This is a genomic window from Massilia sp. BAP21, from assembly GCF_057801335.1.
Window position 1 is genome coordinate 5376253 of the sequence record NZ_CM173596.1, and the last position, 19778, is coordinate 5396030.

At 69.6% G+C, this 19778-nt stretch carries 14 protein-coding genes; 5 read left to right on the forward strand and 9 right to left on the reverse strand.

The annotated features are described in order from the left end of the window. Positions 1 to 133: 133 nt before the first annotated feature. From ACWYRN_RS23505 to ACWYRN_RS23535, 7 genes are all read right to left on the reverse strand, one after another. Positions 134 to 1273, reverse strand: a complete 1140-nt coding sequence (locus ACWYRN_RS23505) for an ABC transporter ATP-binding protein (RefSeq protein ID WP_488690223.1) — start codon at positions 1271 to 1273, stop codon at positions 134 to 136. 18 nt (positions 1274 to 1291) lie between these two features. Further along, a complete protein-coding gene (locus ACWYRN_RS23510) occupies positions 1292 to 2140 on the reverse strand; it encodes a carbohydrate ABC transporter permease (RefSeq protein WP_488690224.1) in 849 nt (282 codons plus the stop codon). Then, the gene (locus tag ACWYRN_RS23515; protein WP_488690225.1) at positions 2137 to 3039 is read right to left on the reverse strand and encodes a carbohydrate ABC transporter permease; all 903 of its coding nucleotides are present in this window, start codon (positions 3037 to 3039) and stop codon (positions 2137 to 2139) included. The genes ACWYRN_RS23510 and ACWYRN_RS23515 overlap by 4 nt, the downstream gene beginning before the upstream one ends. A 9-nt stretch (positions 3040 to 3048) precedes the next feature. Beyond that, on the reverse strand, positions 3049 to 4359 hold the full coding sequence (locus tag ACWYRN_RS23520) for an extracellular solute-binding protein (RefSeq protein WP_488690226.1): 1311 nt from the start codon (positions 4357 to 4359) through the stop codon (positions 3049 to 3051). Positions 4360 to 4424: 65 nt separating this feature from the next. Beyond that, positions 4425 to 5393: a glycoside hydrolase family 43 protein gene (locus ACWYRN_RS23525; protein WP_488690227.1), complete on the reverse strand. Its 969-nt coding sequence runs from the start codon at positions 5391 to 5393 to the stop codon at positions 4425 to 4427. 143 nt (positions 5394 to 5536) lie between these two features. After that, on the reverse strand, positions 5537 to 6487 hold the full coding sequence (locus tag ACWYRN_RS23530) for a LysR substrate-binding domain-containing protein (protein WP_488690228.1): 951 nt from the start codon (positions 6485 to 6487) through the stop codon (positions 5537 to 5539). 82 nt (positions 6488 to 6569) lie between these two features. After that, positions 6570 to 7898, reverse strand: coding sequence for a VWA domain-containing protein (locus ACWYRN_RS23535; RefSeq protein WP_488690229.1), 1329 nt, complete (start codon positions 7896 to 7898; stop codon positions 6570 to 6572). Positions 7899 to 8041: 143 nt separating this feature from the next. Here ACWYRN_RS23535 and ACWYRN_RS23540 point away from each other — a divergent pair, with 143 nt between their 5' ends. From ACWYRN_RS23540 to ACWYRN_RS23560, 5 genes are read left to right on the forward strand one after another with little or no spacing between them, the layout of a single operon-like run. Beyond that, complete coding sequence (locus tag ACWYRN_RS23540) at positions 8042 to 11854, forward strand: DUF4132 domain-containing protein (protein ID WP_488690230.1); 3813 nt, start codon at positions 8042 to 8044, stop codon at positions 11852 to 11854. 29 nt (positions 11855 to 11883) lie between these two features. Further along, entirely contained in the window at positions 11884 to 12984 is a 1101-nt protein-coding gene (locus ACWYRN_RS23545) for an ATP-binding protein (RefSeq protein ID WP_488690231.1), read from the forward strand. Further along, entirely contained in the window at positions 12981 to 15440 is a 2460-nt protein-coding gene (locus ACWYRN_RS23550; protein WP_488690232.1) for a DUF5682 family protein, read from the forward strand. Before ACWYRN_RS23545 ends, ACWYRN_RS23550 begins: the two co-directional genes overlap by 4 nt. After that, positions 15437 to 16561, forward strand: coding sequence for a VWA domain-containing protein (locus tag ACWYRN_RS23555; RefSeq protein WP_488690233.1), 1125 nt, complete (start codon positions 15437 to 15439; stop codon positions 16559 to 16561). Before ACWYRN_RS23550 ends, ACWYRN_RS23555 begins: the two co-directional genes overlap by 4 nt. Then, positions 16558 to 18597, forward strand: coding sequence for an SWIM zinc finger family protein (locus ACWYRN_RS23560; RefSeq protein WP_488690234.1), 2040 nt, complete (start codon positions 16558 to 16560; stop codon positions 18595 to 18597). The genes ACWYRN_RS23555 and ACWYRN_RS23560 overlap by 4 nt, the downstream gene beginning before the upstream one ends. Positions 18598 to 18612: 15 nt before the next feature. On the opposite strand, the gene ACWYRN_RS23565 is transcribed toward ACWYRN_RS23560, so the two are convergent. After that, positions 18613 to 19302 carry an SOS response-associated peptidase gene (locus ACWYRN_RS23565; protein ID WP_488690235.1) on the reverse strand — a complete coding sequence of 230 codons (690 nt, stop codon included), beginning with the start codon at positions 19300 to 19302 and terminating at the stop codon, positions 18613 to 18615. A 12-nt stretch (positions 19303 to 19314) separates the two neighbouring features. After that, a complete protein-coding gene (locus tag ACWYRN_RS23570) occupies positions 19315 to 19614 on the reverse strand; it encodes an antibiotic biosynthesis monooxygenase family protein (protein WP_488690236.1) in 300 nt (99 codons plus the stop codon). Between the last annotated feature and the right edge of the window lie 164 nt (positions 19615 to 19778).

Sequence of the window (19778 nt, forward strand, 5' to 3'; positions counted from 1 at the left end):
GCCCGCCGGTCGTTGCCGGCCCCAGGCCTCATCAAATACTAAAAGAGCAAGCAGGGCGCCACCAATAACGAAACACGCTAGAGCTATCTGAAATCGTCATGGCTGACGCACGAATGACACAGTTCCAGGCGCCTTATGGAATCTGTGCTACCGGTTCGGCCGTGCTGGCCACCCAGCCTGGCGCGAACACGCGGCCGTCGGCATCGAACAGGAAGGCGCGCGTGGCCGGGAACACCAGTTCGACCCGGCTGCCCAGGGCCGGTGGCGCGGAATCGGCATCGGTCTTCACCGCCACCATCTCCCCGCCCTCGCCCACCTGGGCATACACCAGGGTGACGTCGCCCAGGTACTCGACCAGCGCCACCGTCGCCGCGATGCCGCCGCCCTCCAGGCCGGGCCGGGCCAGCTGCAGGTGCTCGGGCCGCACGCCCAGGGTGACGCGGGCGCCGGCGCCCGCGCGCGCCACGTCGGCCGCCACCTCTACCCGCTCGCCGCTCGCCAGCTGCACGCTGGCGCTGCGCGTGCCCTGCCCGGCCAGCGTGGCCTCGAAGAAGTTCATGCGCGGCGAACCGAGGAAGCCGGCCACGAACTTGTTCGCCGGGCGCTCGTACAAGTCCGACGGCGTGCCCACCTGCTCGATGCGCCCGCCGTTCAGCACCACGATCTTCTGGCCCAGGGTCATGGCCTCGACCTGGTCGTGGGTCACGTAGATCATGGTGCTTTTCAGTTCGCGGTGCAGGCGCGCCAGTTCCACGCGCGTTTGCCCGCGCAATGCCGCGTCCAGGTTCGACAGCGGCTCGTCGAACAGGAAGACCTCGGGTTTGCGCACGATGGCGCGCCCGATCGCCACGCGCTGGCGCTGCCCGCCCGACAGCGCCTTGGGCTTGCGTTCCAGTAGATGCGCGATCTGCAGGATCTCGGCGGCGCGCCCTACCCGCTCGGCGATCTCGCTCTTGGGCACCTTGGCCAGCTTCAGGGCGAAGCCCATGTTCTCGGCCACGCTCATGTGCGGGTACAGCGCATAGCTCTGGAACACCATGGCGATGCCGCGCCGCGCCGGCTCGATGTCGTTGGCCACGCGCCCGCCGATGTCGAGCGTGCCCTCGGTGATGTCTTCCAGGCCGGCGATGATGCGCAGCAGGGTCGACTTGCCGCAGCCCGAAGGCCCGACGAAGACGACGAATTCGCCATCCGCGATCTCCAGGTCCACGCCCTTGATGACGCTGTTCTTTTCGTACTGTTTCTTGATGCCGCGAAGGCTGACCGATGCCATGATGACTCCTTTATGTTCTTATCCCTTGAGCCCGCTCGCGGCGAGGAAGCCCTGGGTTACCCGGCGCTGGAACACGACGTAGGCCAGCGCCACCGGCAAGGCGCCCAGCAGCGCCGCCGCCATCAGTTGGGCATAGCGCACGCCAAAGGCGTCGTAGGTCTGGGTCAGGCCGAGCGGGATCGTCATCATGTCGTTCGAGGTGACGATGATGAAGGGCCAGAGGAAGTTGTTCCAGGCGCCGATGAAGGTGACGATCGCCATCGCCCAGACGATGTTGCCCGAGATCGGTAAATAGACGCTCCACAGCACGCGCAAGGGGTTCGCGCCGTCCATCACCGCCGCCTCGCGGAAGTCGGCCGGAATCGCATCGAAGAACTGCTTGAACACGTAGATGACCACCGGCGACACCACCTGCGGCAGCACCAGGCCGGCGTAGCTGTTGATCATGCCCAGCTGGTGCATGGTGCGGAACAGCGGCACCAGCAGCGCCTCGAAGGGCAGCAGGAAGGCGAGCATGGCGGCGCCGAACAGCAGCGCGCGGCCGCGGAAGCGCAGCTGCGAAAAGGCGTAGGCGGCCATCAGGCTGATCGCCATCGTCACTACCGTCACCAAAAAGGCGACCAGGGTGCTGTTGAACAGCCAGCGCGGCACGTTGCCGGCGCTGAGGGTCTTGGCAAAGGCGTCCAGGGTCCAGGTTTGCGGCAGCCAGTGGAACACGGCGGACACGGTTTCGTGCTCGGGCCGCAGCGCCGTCGACAGGGCCCACAGCAGGGGGAACAGCCAGAGGGCCATCAGCACCACGCTGGCCAGCACGGCGGCGACGGTCCAGCCGAGCTGGGAGCGCATGATATGGAAGCGCACGCTCATGCCGCCCTCCTCGCCACCATGCGCGCCAGCAGCGACAGCGCGATGACCACGAACATGAAGGCCATGGCCACGGCGGCCGCGTAGCCGGCGTCGCTCTGGGTGAATGCGGTTTCGTACATATAGTGCAGGGTGACGCGGCTGGTGTTGTAGGGCCCGCCGCTGGTGAGGATATAGGTTTGCCCGAACACCTTGAGCGAGGCGATCAGCTGGATCAGCAGCGCGGTGCCGACCACCGGTTTCAGGGACGGCCAGGTAATGGCGCGAAACAGCGTGAAGCCGCTGGCGCCGTCCAGGGCCGCGGCCTCGTACAGCTCGCCGGGAATATTGCGCAGGCCGGCCAGCAGCATCAGCATGTTGAAGCCGACCGTCCACCAGATGGTGCCGATTGCCACCGCCGGCAGCGCCCAGTGCACGTCGGACAGCCAGGCATTCTGGCCGCCGACGATGTGGTTGATCACGCCCGACGAAGGCTGCAGCATCCAGTCGGCGATCAGGGTCATCACCGAGATCGGCAGCACGTAGGGCAGGAAGAAGGCGCCCTGCAGCCAGGACTGGAAGCGCACGAAACGGTTCACCAGCAGCGCCATCACCAGGCCCAGCGCCGTGAGCGGAATCACGGTCAACAGCGCGAAGTAGAAGGTGTTCCAGAGCGAAGACCAGAACGAGGGGTCCTGCACCAGGGTCGCGTAGTTGGCCAGGCCGACGAACGCGCTGGTGCGCGTCAGGCTGCTCTCGGTCAGGCTCATGTAGAAGGTATGCAGCGCCGGCAGCAGGAAGAACAGCAAGAAGGCGGCGGCGAACGGCGCCAGCAGCAGCGCGGCGGGGATGCCTTCCCGGCGGCCCTCGGCGTGTTTCCTGGTGCGCGCCCCGGCGGCGGGTGTCAAGGTCGTGGTTTCCATGGGTGGCAATCAGTAGCGCGGCGGGCGTTTACGCAGCAGGCGCGAAGCCTCTTTCTCGAACATGTCCAGCGCTTCGGCCGGGGTCAGCTGGCCGGACAACGCGCCCGGCATGAATTTCGAGGCCATGGCCTCGACCGGCCCGGCCGCGCCCATGTACCAGCCGTCGGGGTCGTAGACCACGTTTTGCGCGGCCTCGGCATACAGGGCGTTCGGCATTAGCGCCCTGGCCGCGGGCGATTCGGCCACCGGGCGGTAGGCCGGCACGTGGCCGCCTTCGGCCCAGCCCATCGAATGACGGCTAACGTAGGCCATGAAGGCGAGCACGCCCTGCAGCTTGGCCGGGTCGATGGGCTTGCCCTCGTTCGAGGGCATGGCGAATGCGTGCGAGTCGGTCCAGACGCTGGCGTCCTGGTACAGGCGCGGCAGCGGCACGATGCCGTACTCGAAGCCGAGCGTGCGCTGGCGCGTGGCGCGCACCAGTTCCGGCACTTCCCACACGCCGTTGAGCATGAAGCCGGCGCCGCCGCCCATGAACTGGCTGGTCGAGGCCGGATAATCGAGGCCGGCCGGGCCATAGCCGCGCGTGAACCAGGCGCTGACCTTGGCCAGTTCCTCGACGCCGGCGCGGCCGTAGGCAAAGCGTCCGTTCTCGATCAGCGTGGCCTTGCGCTGGTTCAGCAGCGACAGCCACAGGCGCCAGATGGCGTACGAGCCCTGGCTCGCTTCCATCGCCAGGCCGGCCTTGCCGCTGCGCTCGCGCACGCCGGCAAAGGCGGCCGTCAGGGCCTCGTAGCCGACGATGGGTTTGAGCACACCGGCGCCGTCGAGCAGCCCCGCCTTGCCGGCCAGGGTCTTGTTGTAGTACATGACCATCGGGTGCATGTCGAGCGGGATGGCGTAGTTGCGGCCTTCGTAGCGCGATTTTTCCCACTGGCGCGGGAAGTAGTCGCTGCCGCGCAGCCCGGCCGCCGCCAGCTCGGCGTCGCCGATCGGGCGCAGCACGCCGCCGCCGGCCAGGTTGGGCAGGCGCGACAGGTGGACGGTGGCGATGTCGGGACCGGCGCCGACCACCGACGAGGTGATCAGCTTGGTGTAGAAAGGCTCGCCCCACTTCAGGGTGGTGCTGGTCACGCGCACGGCGCGCTGGCTGGCGTTGAAGTCCTCGACCAGCGCGCGCATGCGGGCGCCGTCGCCGCCGCTGAGCAGGGTCCACATCCGTATCTCGATAGGCCGCTGCGTGGGCCGCTGCGCCCGCGCCACCAGGGGGGCACCCATGCCCAGCAGCAGGGAAGCCGCGATAAAACGTCTGCGTTGCGCCACGATGTCTCCGTTTTCTCCGCTTTTTTTCTCGCGCCCGGCCTGTGCCGGCCGGTGCGCCATGTCTGTTACCTGATCAGGGTCGTGCCCTTCACCACCGGCTTGCCGTCCACCCAGTCGAGTTTGTCGATGTAGAGGAAGCGCCGCTCGGCGCGGGTGCCGTCAGGCTTCAGTTCCCACGCATGATAGGCGATGAAGTCCTGTTCGCCCACACGGAACACCACCTGGTGGCCGGGGCCGTACAGGTTGCGCTCGGCGCGGCTCTTCAGGAAAGGCGAGTCGTCGGCCGGCTGGCAGGGGCCGACCGGGCCGGCGCAGGTGGCGTAACCCACCGCATAGGTGCCGTTGCCGAAGTCGTTGGCCGAGTAGAACAGGGTGTACTTGCCGCCACGCTGCACCATGGTCGGCGCCTCGATCACCTTGCCTTCCCAGCTGCGGCCGTTCGTCAGCAACCAGGTCGGCTGGCCTGTCACGGCCAGGCCGTCGGGCTGCAGTTCCTGCACGAAGATGTGGGTCGGCTGGTTGCAGCAGTTGCCGTCGCTCTTGAAGTACAGGTAGAGCCGCCCGCCTTCGAGGAAGGGGCTGGCGTCGATGGTGCCGCCCAGCTCGGCCTGGCAAATCAGCGGCTTGCTGGCCTTGTCGACGAAGGGGCCGGCGGGCGAATTCGACTCCGCCACGCCCACGCACTGGCGGTCCGAGGCCAGGTCGTGCGCCGTGTAGTACAGCACGTAGCGCTCGCCGAGCTTGATGACTTCCGGCGCCCAGACGTGCGGCACTTCCTTGCGCACCCAGCTGGCCAGTACCGGCATCGCGTCCGGCAGCGCGCGCCAGGATTGCAGGTCGCGCGAATGCAGGGTCGGCAGGTTCTTGCCGTCGCCGTTGGTGGCGTAGGCATAGTAGCCGCCGGCGTCGGGTAGCACGAAGGGATCGGGGAAGTTGCCGATCGAACTCGTGACCGGCGAGGTCGGTGCCTGCGTCGTTGCGCATCCTGCCAGCACCGCCGCGCACAAGGCCACGGGCAGGACTGCCCAGCGCATCACGCCCCGCCTCCGCTCACATTCACAGTCCGCAAAAAGTCCACCATCGTCCCCTCCTCGTCTTGTCATTGCTGAGATCATACGGGGCGCAACCCCTGCCCTCCATAACGAAACGCGCGCGATGTATGCCAAATCCGTATTCGTCAGGTATGTACAGGAGGCGTCAGCCCGGCCGCTTCGCGCAGGGCCGCCAGCATCGCCTCGGCCGAGGGCGGCAAGTGATGGCGCTTGCGGGTGACGATGCCGTAGACGCCGGCGCGCAGGTCGACAGCGAGCGGCAGCACGGCCAGCGTGCCGGCGTCGAGCGCGGACTGTACCAGCTCGAGCGGCAGCGCGACCACGCGGTCGCTGTCGGCAAGCAGGCGCAGCACCAGCGGCAGCGAAATGGTTTCGACCACATCGGCAGGCTGCGGCAAGCCCCTGGCAATGAACAGCGCCATCAATTGCTCGCGCAGGCGCCCGGCCAGCGGCAGTATCCAGGGCGCCTGCGCCAGGTCTTCGAAGCCGAGGTCGGCGCGGCCCAGCCAGGGGTGGCCGGCGCGCACGATCAGGCTGTGCGGCTCGTCGGCCAGCGGCTCGAATTCGAGTTCGGCGGCGGCGCCGGGGTCGAGGATGCGGCCGATCACGATGTCGAGCTCGCCGGCGCGCAATCCCTCGATCATGGCCTGGCTGGTGTCGCTCGCCACCGCCACCTGCACGCGCGGATTGCGTTCCTTCAGCAGCCGGATCGCCTGCGGCAGCAGGGTTGCCGCCGCCGCGCGCACGCTGCCGATGGCCACGCGGCCGCCGAAGCCGGCCTGGCCCTGCATGATTTCCTGGTGCGCCGCATCCATCTCGGCGAGGGCTGCACCGGCGCGCCGGATCAGCACCTGGCCGTACCAGGTCGGCACCACGCCGCGCGGCAGGCGCTCGAACAGCGGCACGCCGAGCGCATGTTCCAGCTCGCCGATGAGTTTCGAGGCCCCGGGCTGGGTCAGCCCGGCCGCTTCGGCCGCGTGCAGGATCGAGGCGTGGCGGCCCAGTTCGACCAGCAGCACCAGGTGGCGCGTCTTGAGGTGAAAGCGGATGAACCTTGTAGACGATGAATCGCGCATGCCGCTTTGTGAAATTTTTGTTAAGAAATCTTACGGCATGCGCGGGCCGGGCGTCAATGTCGTTCCGGCAAAATGTTGTTTATCAGGAAATGATACCCTTTGCCTTTGCCGCCTTTACCCAGTCCGGATACTCGTCCATCAGCAGGTCGTAGAGGGCAGCGTCCGCATGCTCGTCGGGGCGCTCGACCGAGAAGAAACCGGCATTGTCGACCAGGCGGCCATCGAGCTCATCCAGTTTTTCAAGAAAGGGGAAATCGGAATCGGCGAAATTGATGAGCCGTTTGCTCTTCGATTTCTTGCCCTTGCCGATGCCCATGAACTGCCAGAAGATCGGCTCGCGGCTCGACCATCGCAACTGGCGCTCGGTGAGCGGCTTGTCCGAGGTGCTGCCGTCGGTAACGAACATCACGTACACCGGCAGCGCGGCCTGGCACGGCGTCTTGCGCTCGCCGCCGCGGGCGTCGGGAAAATAGTGGCGGCGCACGGCTTCCATCGCCGCGCCATAGCGGGTGTCGCCTTCCAGCGGGTGGCGCTCGATGATCTCGCGCACGTAGTTGGAGAAATTCCCCAGTCCCATCGCTTCGCCGCGGTGCACGTTGCGGCCGAACAGGAAGACATCGATCTCGCCGTCGTCGTCGAAGCGGCAGCCCAGCGCCAGGATGCGCTCGGCAAAGCGCTGCACCAGCCCTTTTTTATACAGCGCGCCCATCGAACCCGAGATGTCCAGCACCAGGCAGACGCGGGCGCGGTGCCCGGCCAGGCCGACCTTCGCCAGCGAGACCCCGGCCGACTTGACCAGGCTGACCAGCTGGGGCGCGGCCTGCTCGACGCGCTTTTCCAGGTTGATCGCGGCCGGCCTGGGCGGCGCCGGTGGAGGCACAGGCGCAGGCGTATCGGCGACGTCGGCCCCGAAGTGCTTGACCAGCGCCGCCAGCCCGCCATTGAAACCCTGGCCGACCGCCATGAAGCGCCAGCCGCCGTCCTTGCGATAGAACTCGCCCAGCATCACGGCCTGCTCGGCGGCGAAATCGCGCCCGCTGAAATCGAAGCGGGCGAACTCGCCCTGCGCGCTCACCAGGCGCAGGCAGCCGGACTGCAGCTGGGACATGGTGCCGCCGCCGTCGATGCTGGCGGTGATGGTCACGCGCTCGACGGAGGCCGGCAGCCGGGCCAGCTGGAACAGGAAACCGTGGGTGTCGCCGCCCACCGCGCCGGCACGCACGCCGCCGCAGGGACTTTCCGGCTGGTTGAAGAAAGTCATGTAGCGGTCGTCGACCAGCTTGCCGCCGGCATCCAGGCCGAAACAGGCGAAGTCGAGCGTCAATCCCTGTGCCGACAGGCCGGCCTGCACCATGCCATCGGCTGCATACTGCGCCAGCGGCAGGCGCTCGCCTCGTGTCATTCCCTTCATGCTCCCTCCCTCCAGTGCGATGCCCTATTCTCTCCCATCTGACGATTCTGAACCGCAATATTTCGGCACACGACAGACATTCCATGCAGGACACATATCCGCGCCACGGCCGGGCTTGGCAATATTGCACTTGAATATATTTCATGGCAGCATGGCGCACCACTTCCTACGGCCAGGCCATGCTCAATTCGATCCTCGGTGCACTCGACAGCGCGCGCAAAGCCCTGTCTTCCAACACGTCGCTGATCCGCCAGCTTGTCGCGCCCCTCGAGCGCATCGACCCGAAACTGGCCGCGCGCGCCGCCGCCTACCTCGCCGACGGCAGCGAAGCGACCGTGCTGGCCGAGCTGGCCCAACATTCGGCCAGGGCCAGCACCCTGCTCGGGCAGCCGGGGCGCCTGCGCAGCATTTTCTGGTACGTCGACAACGACAAGGCCGAACGTGCCAGCATCGACTCAGGCATGGCGGCGCGCCACACCCTGTACGGCCGCATCGAGTCCACGCCCGCCGACCTGGCCCTGCTGGAGCGCCTGGGCCGCCTGTTCGAAGCGGCCGACCATGGCATCACGCTCGACCGCGCCGGATCGAAGGCGCCGGACTGGCTGCAGTACGTGCTGAACGACGCACTCTGGGCCAGCGCACCGTCGAGCAACAAACACGAAGAGGACGCCGCCAGGCTGCTGGCGGCGCGGCGCGCCTGGGACATCCGCCTGCTGCGCGCGCTGCTGGACGAGACCGGCCTGGCCCAGTCGCTGGCCCTGCCCATCGTCTTCGAGCGCGGCGGCCTGCGCTCGCATTACCGCGACCAGGTGTACCGGCCGCTGCTGGTGCCGGGCGCCCTCGACGAGGACATGCTGGCCCACGCGGACGAGGTCCAGGCACTCGTCGGCACCCTGTCGGCTGATGGCCGGGTGGTGCTGGCCGGGCGCATTGCGGGCGCGCCCGCCCTGCACGCCCGCTTCGCCGGCGTGCTGGTACGCCTTGCGGCGAGCGACAGCAAGACCGTGCGGCTGGAGGCCACGCGCCACCTCGACGCGCTCGACCGCGACCTGTGCCTGGCCGAGCTGAGCGCCCTGCTAGGCGACGGCAAGGGCGAGGAACGCGGCCACGCCGCCGCCCAGCTGGCGCGCATGCAGGGAAACGCCGCCCGCGCCGTGCTCGAGGAAGCGCTGGCGCGCGAGACCAGCAAGCCGGTGCAGGAAGCGATCCGCCATGCCTTGTCGCGCATCGAGGCCGCCAGCGACGCCGCCGAAGTCGCGCTTCCGGAACCGCCGCCGCTGCCGGACCTGCCCGAGACCCGGCTGGCCGACGATGCCATGGACCTGCTGCTGGCCAACCACAAGCAGCTGCTCGACAAGCGGCGCCAGGAGGCGGAGCAGGAAGAGGAAGCCAACCGCACCAGCAAGCACAAGTCGCGCTGGAAGAGCCAGCAGTACGCGGCCTACCGCAAGCTGGGCGCCGGCCAGCTGCGCGATGCGCTGGCGGCCCTGAACGGCGAAGGCAACCCCAAGATCTTCTCGGACTACGAAGTGGTCCAGACCCTGGCCCTGGGCGGCCAACTGGAGGCGCGTGCCGACTTCGGCCTGCTGCAGGCCATGCGCTGGGAACTGGGTTCGCGCTCGGGCGAAAGCTGGGTCTGGTTCGGCCCGCGGCTGCAGGGCTGGCTGCGGCGCCAGGACCCGCACGCGGTGGACCTGCGCCAGCTGGACGCGGCGGCAACTCGCTGCGGCGCGGCGCCCGGGCTGTTTGCCAAGACCTGCCTGTACCAGAGCTGGCGTGCGGCCGCCCTGCCGCAGGCCACGCTGCCGCCCGAGCGCGTGTGGCCGCTGCTGATCCAGTTCCCGCAGCCGATCGACGAAGCCCTGGGCCTGGTGCCGACCGGGCGCAAGGGTTACGGCGAGCCGGGCGCCGCCGTGGCGCTGAGCGCGCTCGACACCTTCCCCATCGTGCCGGCGCGCTGGCTGCCGCGCGTGATGGAACTCGCCCTCGGCGACAGCAGGGTCCAGCGCCAGGCCGCCCAGCGCGTGCTCGGCAAGCTGCCCGACATCGGCAAGCGCGTGACCGAGGTGCTCGGTTCGAACAAGCAGGAACTGCGCATCGAGGCCGCGCGCTGGCTGGCGCGCATCGGCTACCGCGCCGCGGTCCCGGCGCTGTATGCGGCGCTCGACAAGGAAACCCGCGAACCGGTCAGCGCCGAACTCATGACCGCGCTGGAGCGCCTGGGCGAAGACATCTCGCCGCGCCTGTCGCCCGAGGCGCTGCTGAAGCAGGCGCGCAAGGGCCTGAAGGCCAAGGCGCCGTCCGGCCTGGCCTGGCTCAACCTGGAACAGCTGCCGGCCTGCGCCTGGGTCCATGGCACGGGGCCGGACGCGGTGGTCGATTCCGACATCATCCGCTGGTGGGTGATCCTGGCCGCCAAGCTGAAGGAACCGGCCGCCAACGCCCTGCTGGTGCGCTACCTCGGCCTGCTTGACGCCGCGAGCCGCGCCGCCCTCGGCCGCTTCCTGCTGCACCAGTTCATCGCGCGCGACACCGCCAACCCGCCGCTGGAAGAAGCCATCGCCTACGCCAACCAGCATGCGCCGGGCCGCTACCAGTCCTACCAGCAGGGCTTCAAGCAGTACCCCGAATATTATGCGGAAGTCGGCAAGCTGACCGAGGAACAGGTGTTCGAGGAGGCCAAGCGCGAGAAGCTGGCCGAATACACCGGCACCGCGATCAACGAAAAAGGCATCCTGGCGCTCACCTGCGGCGTGCCGGGCCACGAGCTGGCCGACGCGATCCGCCTCTACATGCGCGACCATTACGTGCGCCGCTTCCAGGTCGAGGCGATGCTGGAAGCGGCCAGCGTCTCGGACGATCCGGCCGTGATCCAGTTCGTGCTGGGCGTCTCGCGGCGCTACCGCACGGCCTCGGTGCAGCAGAAGGCGCGCCTGCTGGTCGAGCGTATCGCCGAGCGTAACGGCTGGACCCAGGACCAGCTGGCCGACCGCACCGTGCCCACCGGCGGCCTGGACGAAAGCGGCCGCATGACTTTCGCCTACGGCGCGCGCAGCTTCACCGTGGTGCTCGACGACAAGCTGAAACCCGTGCTGCACAACGTCGAGGGCAAGCCGCTCGCCGCCCTGCCCGCCGCGCGCCAGAACGACACGCCCGAATCGATCAAGGAAGGCAAGGCCCTGTTCACGACCTGCAAGAAGGAAGTCAAGCAGGTGGTCGAGATGCAGAGCGCACGCCTGTACGAAGCGATGTGCGCCGGCCGGCGCTGGCCGGTGGCCGACTGGGAGGAATACCTGCGGCGCCATCCGGTGGTCGGCCGCCTGGTCCAGCGCCTGGTATGGATGCGCTTCGACGCCGAGGGCCAGGTACTGGGCCTGCTGCGCCCGACCGAGGACGGCAGCCTGATCGACGCCGCCGACGACGAGGTCGAACCCGGCCCGGATGAAGGGATCGGCCTGGCCCACGCCAGCCTGCTCGACGAGGCGCAGGTCAATGCCTGGCAAGCCCACTTCAAGGACTACAAGGTGACGCCGCTGTTCGCCCAGCTGGCGCGCCGCTCGCCGCCACCGCAGGATGCAGGCGCCGATGCCATCGCCGACCGCCTCGGCTGGATCGGCGACACCTTCACCTTGCGCGGCGCCTTCGGCAAGCAAGGGTATGCGCGCGGCTCGGCCGAGGATGGCGGCGTGTTCTTCGAGTACATCAAGGATTTCGCCAGCCTCGGCATCCAGGTGCGCATCGCGTTCTCGGGCAGCGCCCTGCCCGAGGAGAACATGCCGGCGGCCCTGAAGGAGCTCGGCTTCGTGCGTCTCGGCGCAGGCGGCTACGGCGGCGGCAACCTGCCGCTGGCCAAGGTGCCGCCGGTGCTGCTGGCCGAAGCCTACGGCGACTATCACGCCGTGGCCGCCGCCTGCCAGGGCTTCGACCCCGAGTGGGAACGCAAGATGCCCTGGTAACGGGCCCGCAACGATACGACAGACCAACCATGACCCAACCCGAACCGGCCTCCGTCCTGCGCAGCAGCGCGGAAATGCGCTACCGCGCCGAACTCGACACCCTGCGCGGCGCCGACCGCGACCCGCGCCCCGCAGGCTGGCAGCTGTCGCCGCGCGCGGTGCGCCGCTTCATCCTGGGCGATGCGCAGCTTGGTGTCAGCCGCAAGTTCTACGGCGACGACCCGCTGGTCGAACGCGCCATCGTCACCCTGATGGGCAACCAGGGCCTGATGCTGGTCGGCGAACCGGGCACGGCGAAGTCGCTATTGTCCGAACTGCTGGCCACGGCGATCAGCGGCGACTCCGCGCTCACCATCCAGGGTGCGGCCGGCACCACCGAGGACCATATCCGCTACGCCTGGAACTATGCGCTGTTGCTGGCCGAAGGGCCGAGCGAACGCGCACTGGTACCCTCGCCGATGTACCGCGCCATGGTGGCCGGCAAGCTGGTGCGCTTCGAGGAAATCACGCGCTGCCCGCCCGAGATCCAGGACACCATGATCTCCCTGCTGTCGGAAAAGCAGATCGTGGTGCCGGAACTGGGCGACGGTGCTTGCGTGCATGCGCGGCGCGGCTTCAACGTCATCGCCACCGCCAATTTGCGCGACCGCGGCGTGCACGAGATGTCGTCGGCGCTGAAGCGGCGCTTCAACTTCGAGACCGTGCGCCCGATCCGCGACCATGCCTTCGAGGTCGAGCTGGTACTGGCGCAGGTGCGGCGCGAGCTCGATGGCGCCGGTCTGCAGGCGCGCATCGAACGCGACGTGGTCGGCCTCTTGGTGACGGTGTTCCAGGAACTGCGCGCCGGCAGCACGCGCGAAGGCACGCCCCTGAAGAACCTCGACGCCGTGATGTCGACCGCCGAAGCGGTGAACGTGCTGCACGCCGCCGCCCTCGAAGCCAGCTTCCTGGGCAACGGCCAGGTCACGCCGCGCGACATGGCGAACGGCTTGCAGGGTGTGCTGATCAAGGACAGCGCCGACGACGTCAAGCGCGTGCAGCACTACTTCGACACCGTGGTGCGCGAGCGCGGCCGCCGCGACAGCGCCTGGAAGAGCTTCGGCGACGCCGCACGCAGCCTGTGGGCATGACCGACAATCCGCAGGCACTTCCGGCAGAGGTCGCGGCCGGCCTGGCGCGCATGGCGATGGACGGCATCCATTTCGCGCCGGTGCGCCACCACAGCCCGGCTTGCGCCCTGGCGCTGCAGGCGATGCTGCGCGAGCTGCGTCCGGCCGCGGTGCTGGTCGAAGGGCCGGACAGCTTCGACGCCCTGCTGCCGCTGCTGCTGGACGCGCGCACCCGCCCGCCGGTGGCCATCCTGTCGCAGGCCGAGGCGGCGCGCGGCGACGATGGGCCGTCCACGCGCAGCGCCTTTTTTCCCTTTTGCGACTACAGCCCGGAATGGGTAGCCCTGCGCCTGGCGCACGAACTTGGCGCGCAGTTCAACTTCATCGACCTGCCCTGGGGAGCGCGCGAGGATGACGACGCGGGTGACGACGCGGGTGAGGTCGACCATGCACGCAGCCTGATGGCCGAGCGCTACCTGGCCCACAGCGATTACCTGGCCGCGCTGGCCCGCGCCAGCGGCTGCCGCCACCACGATGAACTCTGGGACCACCTGTTCGAGCTGCGCCCGGCGCCGGCATTGCGCGACTGGCGCAGCCTGTTCTCCGACGTCTACGCCTATTGCGCCCTGGCGCGCAGCAGCTATGAAACGGCGGTGCTGGAAGCCGAAGGCAGCCTGGCGCGCGAACGCCACATGGCCGGCCACATCCGGCGCCGCCAGGCCGCCCTGCGCGCGGCCGGCGACGGGCGCGCCATCGTGGTGGTGACCGGCGGCTTCCATACCCTGGCACTGCAGCAGATGCTGGCCGATCCGGCCCCGAAAGCGAGCAGGCCCGCGCCGGCGGCGGCCGCCGACTTCCTGATCCGCTACAGCTTCGACCGCCTCGATGCGCTGAACGGCTATGGCGCCGGCATGCCTTCGCCTGCCTGGCACCAATGGGTATGGGAAAGCGCCCAGGCCAGCGCCGATGGCCCGCAGCTGGAACAGGTGAGCGCCGAGGCCCTGGCCCGGTATGCGCGCCAAGGCCGCGAACGCGGCCTGAGCGAACAGGTATCGACCGCCGAGGTGCAGGCCGCCGTGCTGCAGGCGCAGCGCCTGGCCGCCCTGCGCGGGCACGCCGGCCCGGGCCGCGAAGACGTGCTCGATGCGCTGCGCTCCTGCTTCGTGAAAGGCGCGATCGACGAAGGCATGGCCGGCTTCACGGACGACCTGCGCCGCTTCCTGGGCGGCAGCGCGCTGGGCGACGTGCCGCCGTCGGCCGGTTCGCCGCCGCTGCTGGAAGACGCGCGGCGCCAGGCCCAGGCCCAGCGCATCCGCCTCGACGACAGCACGCCGCGCACCGTGCGCCTCGACCTGTATCGCAAGGAAAGCCACCGCCTGCGCAGCCGCTTCCTGCACCTGATGGATTACCTCGGCGCCGGCGTGGGCCGCTGGCAGGGCGGCCCCGACTTCCTGGGCGGGATGCGCCTGGAACTCCTGATCGAGGAATGGCAGGTGGCCTGGAACCCGCTGGTCGAGGCGCGCCTGATCGAGGTGGCCGGCGACGGCAGCACGCTGCAGGACGCGGCGCTGGCACGGCTACGGCGCGAGGAAGCGCTGCTCGCCACCCAGGGCCAGGGACGCAGCGCCGGCGCCGCCGTCAGGCTGCTGGTGCGCGCCTGCGTGATCGGCCTGCACGAACGCCTGCCGCGCCTGATGGATCTGCTGGCGCGCCACCTGGCCGAAGACGCCAGCCTGGCCTCGGTAACCGACTGCGCGCACCAGCTCCTGAATTTGCACCGCGCGCGCGAGCCGCTCGGCGTCCAGGACGACGATGGTGTGCGGTCGCTGCTGGAACTGGCCTGTTCGATCGGCCTGGGCCTGCTGCCCGACCTCGCCAACGTGAAGCAGGATGGGGAAGCCGCCGCCGTACGTACCCTGGTCGACCTGCGCGCGGTGCGCGCCGCGCTGGCCGGGGCCGAACCCGACGACGCCTGGCACGAGGCCCTGGCACGCCTGGCGGTGGCGCCCGCCGTGCCCGGCATCGCCGTGGCCGCCGGCGCCCTGCTCTTCCTCGACGGCGCCTGGGACGCGGCGCGGCTCGGCGCCATGCTCGGCGCCCACTTCGGTTCCGGCGCCCGGCCGCAAGAGGCGGTGCGCGCGCTGGGCGGCCTGATGGCGGCGGCGCCCGAATTGCTGCTCACCCAGCCCGGCCTGCAACGCGACCTCGACCGCATCCTGGCGGGCTGGGACGAAGCCGCCTTCATTACTTACCTGCCCGACCTGCGCCTGGCCTTTGCCCAGCTCAAGCCCTTCGAGACGGCGCGCCTGGCCGAAGCCCTGGCGCAGACCCACGTTGGGCTGGACGACGCCGTGGCGTCGGTCCAGTACGGCTTCTCGGAAACCGACATGGCCGCCGGCGCCCGGCTGCAAGGCGCGCTGGCGCTGTGCCTGGCGCGCGATGGCCTGGGCGCCTGGCTGGCGGAGGAAGCGGCATGAGCGATGAAGCGGCGCGCCGCTGGCGCCTGGTGCTGGGCCGCTATGCGGGCGACAACCTGGGCGGCGGCTTGAACGGGCGCGACCAGGAGCTCGACGCCACCCTCGACTATCTGTACGGGCGCGAGTACGCCGGCAAGGTCCGGTCCCCGCGCAATGGTCAGCGCGGGGCCGGCCTCCACCCCAGCCAGATCCAGGCGCTCGACTGGCTGCAGCGCAGCCGCAAGCTGTTCCCGCGCGAGGTGTTCGAGCGCGTGCAAGGCCATGCGCTCGACCGCTACGGCATCCGCGAACTGCTCGACGACCCGGCCACCCTGCTCTCGCTGGAACCGAACCAGGCGCTGGCGCGCACCCTGCTGCAGATGCGCGGCCGCATGAACGCAGCCACGCTGGACGCCGTGCGCAGCGTGATCCGCAAGGTGGTCGAGGAGATCACGCGCACCCTGCGCCAGGATTTCGTGAACGCCCTGCAGGGCCGGCGCAACCGCTTCCGCCAGTCGTCGCTGCGCAGCTTCCAGAACTTCGACTGGCGCGCCACCATCGGGGCCAACCTCAAGCATTACGACCCGCAATTGCGCCGCCTGCTGATCGAACGCCCGCGCTTCAACGCCCGCATCAAGCGCCAGCTGCCATGGGACGTGATCCTGTGCGTCGACCAGAGCGGCTCGATGCTCGACTCGGTGATGTACAGCGCGATCGTCGCCGGCATCCTCTCCAGCCTGCCGGCGGTGCGGGTGCGCCTGGTGGTGTTCGACACGAATGTGGTCGACCTCAGCCACCTGGCCCACGACCCGGTGCAGGTGCTCTTGACCGTGCAGCTGGGCGGCGGCACCGACATCGGCCGCGCCATGCAGTACTGCGAGAGCCTGGTGCAGTCGCCCCAGCGCACCGTGCTGGCCCTGATCAGCGACTTCATGGAGGGCGCCATGCCCGGCCCGCTGCTGGGCAGCGTCAAGCGCCTGAACGAGGCGCGCGTCAAGCTGCTAGGGCTGGCGGCGCTCGACCAGGAAGCGCAGCCGGTCTACGACCACGCCATGGCCCAGCGCCTGGCCGACCGCGGCATGCAGGTGGCCGCGCTGACACCGACCCACTTCGCGCAGTGGCTGGCCGAGGCGATGGCATGAGCGCACCGCTTGACTGGCGCGCCGTCTACGGCAACTACGACGACGATGCGCTCGCGGCCCTGGCCAGCGCCGGCCTGCTGCGGCGCGCGGCCAAGGATGTCGAAGCCGGCAAGGTCGGCTGGCACGCGGACGGCGGCGCGGCCGCAGGCGTGGTCGCGGCCGACGGCCAGCGCGTGCAGCTGGCGCCGCAAGGTCCGGGCGCGGCGCGCTGCGATTGCCCGGCGCCGGGCGTATGCAAGCACATCCTGGCCGCCGCGCTATGGCTGCGCACGGCGAGCGCTCCCGCCGCGGCCAATGAAGCTGTGCCGGATGCGGCGCCGGCGGAACAGGTCAACGTGCTGGACGAAGTGCTGGCGCTCGACGCCGACGCGCTGTTCAAGGCCGCCGGCGTGGCCGCCGTGCGCAAGGCGGCCGGCATGCAGGACGCCCTCGACACCGCTGAAATCGCGGTCCAGGGCGCGGTGCTGAACATCCGCCTGCCCGCCCTCGACCTGGTCTGCCGCTACATCGCCGGCACCGGCTATGCCGGCATGGTCTCGGAGGCCGAGCCGCGCCTGCGCAAGGCCCTGCACCTGCTGGCCCTCGCGGCGGTCAGGCGCGCGCACGGCCTGCCCTTCGCCTGGCCCGGTGAGGCCGAACAGGCGGCGGAACTGCCCGCCGGCCTGGGCGAGGACGAAACCCGCTTCCTGGCCCAGGCGCGCGACCTGGTGCACGAACTCTGCGCCGGCGGCTGGTCGCACGTGAGCGACATCGCCGCGCCGCAGCTGCGTGCCCTGGCCACCTCGGCGCGCGTCGAATCCTTTCCGCGCCTGGCCGGCCTGCTGCGCGGACTGGCCGGCGTCGCCGACCTGCTGGTGGCGCGCGACTTCGGCGTCGAGGAATCCCAGGCCCTGGCCTTGTCGGCGCAGGTGCACGCCCTGACCCGCGCCCTGGAAGCCGCCGCGCGCCAGGCCGACCCGGCGCTGCTGGCGCGCCTGCGCGGCACGGCACGCCGCAGTTTCGAGGTCGGCGCCGCGATGACGCTGCTGCCGCTCGGCGCCTACTGGTGGGAGGCGCGCAGCGGCGCACGCGGCTTGAGCTGCGCGTTCTGGGATGCGGACGCGGGCCTGCTGCGCCAGGCCGTGCTGGCGCGGCGCGACGACAGCGACCCCGGTTTCAGCCGCAGCAGCGCCTGGGGCCAGCACGCGCTGTGGCCGGGCGTGGGTCCGGCCGACAGCCTGGCGAAGGGCGCCCTGGTGCTCGAGCAGCCGCGCCTGTCCGAGGATGGCCGCCTCGGCCTGGGCGGCGTCACCCGCGCCAGCGTCACGCCGGCCTGGCAAGCAAACGATCCGCGCTGGCAGCAGGCCGGCTTCGACGACTGGAACGCCCTGCGCGGCGCCGTCGCCGGCAGCGCCGGCCTGCTCGGCGAGCCGCTGGACCTGGTGCTGCTGCGCCCCGCCGCCAGCGAGGCGCCCCGGCTCGACGAGATCAGCCAGCAGCTGGAATGGCGCGTGCTCGACCGCGAGCGGCGCGCGCTGACGCTGCGCCTGCCCTACGAACACTGGAAGGCCAGCCGCCTCGACAGCCTGGAAGCCTGGATCGCATCCGGCGTGACCGTGGCCGGCGTGGTTGCGCGCCTGGAACGCGGAGTGCAAGGCCTGCTGGAACCGGTGAGCCTGATCGTGGAACGCGGCGGCAAGCTGCAGGCGCTGTCGCTCGACTACGAACGCGGCCCGGTGCGGCCTTCGCTGGCGGCGCGGCTGGCGCGCATGCTACGCGGACGGACGGCGCCGGCAGCGGCCCAGGCGCCTGCGGCCCATGCGCGCGTGTTGCAGACGCTCCTGACGCAACTCGAACACAAGGCGATGAGCGGCCACCTGCACCTGGCCGGACCCGATGATGCGCTGCGCGCCCTGCACCCTTCGCTGCTGGCACTGGGCCTGGACGCGCCGGCGCAACTGCTGGCGCGCTACCTGGCCGCACCAGGCGTGGGCAAGGGGCTGGCCTTGTACCACGTCGGCCAGACCTGCCTGGAACTCGACACGGGATTCATGTAGGCGCCAGGCGGCGCGTCAAAACAGTTCGAGGTTCGGCGACGGTTGCGCCGGTTTGCGCCGCACCGGCGCCGGCGCCGCCGCCCAGTCGCGCATGCGCTCGGCCGGATAGTGGCGCAGGAAGGTATGGGCCATGTCCATGCTGCGGCATGACAGCCAATCCTCGACCTCTTCATGCGGCAGGATCACCAGCGAGCGTTTTTCGTCGCCCGGCTTGTGCATGCGGTTCATCAGCGGGTGGTCGTCGGCATTGATGGTGATCTGGGTGAACGACGAGGCGACGCTCCCATCGGGCTCGGGCCAGTCGCGCCACAGCCCGGCCACATAGAACAGCGATTCATCAAGCATGCCGATCGCATGGCGCACGGCGCGCCCGGTCTCGTAGCAGGGTTCGTAGAACCAGGCCATCGGCACCGCGCACAGTTGCAGGCGGCGCCAGGCCGGCGCAAACGAGCGGCGCTCGACCAGCGACTCGGCGCGCGCGTTCATGGTGTCGAAGGGTTTGACGTCGGGCGGGATCTGGCGCCGCGGGACCATGCCGTAGGTGGCGAGCAATGCTTCCGGACGGCCGTGTGCGCCGCGGCGCACGATCGGCGCCAGGTAATCCTTCCAGGTCTCTTCGGGCCAGCGCCAGTCGGCGGGCAGTTCGCTGAACGCGCCGATCGCGCCGAACTGCTCGGGCGTGGGCGGACGGTAGTTGACGCACATGGTGAACCCGCCTCAGAAACCTTCGAGCACCGTTTCCAGGTGGCTGACGCTCGGCGCGCCGTCGAAGCAGTGGCCGACCAGGCGGCGCCACTCCTGGAAATCCTCGCTGCCACGGAAGTGGACGTTATGGTCTTCCACCGTGTCCCAGCGCACCAGCAGGCGGTAGGCCAGCGGGTTTTCCACGCCGCGTTCCAGCCACATGCCGCGGCAGCCGCGCGCACGCTGGAACAGCGGCGTCGCCTGGCGCACGCCGGCTTCGAACTCGGCTTCCATGCCTTGCTTGATCAACAGCTCCGCACTCTCGATTACCATATATCTCTCTCTTCAGAAAAAAGGCGGGTTCGCGCCGTCATGCCGTTCAGTTCAGCAGTACTCCGTAGGGTGGACTCCCGAGTCCACCCTACCGGCTCTCATCGGCCGCGCCGCACGCTCGCCTACGTTCTCTCTCTTGAATTGAAAAAGGCCGGTTCGCACCG

Coding starts and splice junctions, on each gene's coding strand:
- ACWYRN_RS23505 (WP_488690223.1), bottom strand. CDS start 1,273: ATGGCATCGGTCAGCCTTCGCGGCATCAAGAAACAGTACGAAAAGAAC.
- ACWYRN_RS23510 (WP_488690224.1), bottom strand. CDS start 2,140: ATGAGCGTGCGCTTCCATATCATGCGCTCCCAGCTCGGCTGGACCGTC.
- ACWYRN_RS23515 (WP_488690225.1), bottom strand. CDS start 3,039: ATGGAAACCACGACCTTGACACCCGCCGCCGGGGCGCGCACCAGGAAA.
- ACWYRN_RS23525 (WP_488690227.1), bottom strand. CDS start 5,393: ATGCGCTGGGCAGTCCTGCCCGTGGCCTTGTGCGCGGCGGTGCTGGCA.
- ACWYRN_RS23530 (WP_488690228.1), bottom strand. CDS start 6,487: ATGCGCGATTCATCGTCTACAAGGTTCATCCGCTTTCACCTCAAGACG.
- ACWYRN_RS23535 (WP_488690229.1), bottom strand. CDS start 7,898: ATGAAGGGAATGACACGAGGCGAGCGCCTGCCGCTGGCGCAGTATGCA.
- ACWYRN_RS23540 (WP_488690230.1), top strand. CDS start 8,042: ATGGCAGCATGGCGCACCACTTCCTACGGCCAGGCCATGCTCAATTCG.
- ACWYRN_RS23545 (WP_488690231.1), top strand. CDS start 11,884: ATGACCCAACCCGAACCGGCCTCCGTCCTGCGCAGCAGCGCGGAAATG.
- ACWYRN_RS23550 (WP_488690232.1), top strand. CDS start 12,981: ATGACCGACAATCCGCAGGCACTTCCGGCAGAGGTCGCGGCCGGCCTG.
- ACWYRN_RS23555 (WP_488690233.1), top strand. CDS start 15,437: ATGAGCGATGAAGCGGCGCGCCGCTGGCGCCTGGTGCTGGGCCGCTAT.
- ACWYRN_RS23560 (WP_488690234.1), top strand. CDS start 16,558: ATGAGCGCACCGCTTGACTGGCGCGCCGTCTACGGCAACTACGACGAC.
- ACWYRN_RS23565 (WP_488690235.1), bottom strand. CDS start 19,302: ATGTGCGTCAACTACCGTCCGCCCACGCCCGAGCAGTTCGGCGCGATC.
- ACWYRN_RS23570 (WP_488690236.1), bottom strand. CDS start 19,614: ATGGTAATCGAGAGTGCGGAGCTGTTGATCAAGCAAGGCATGGAAGCC.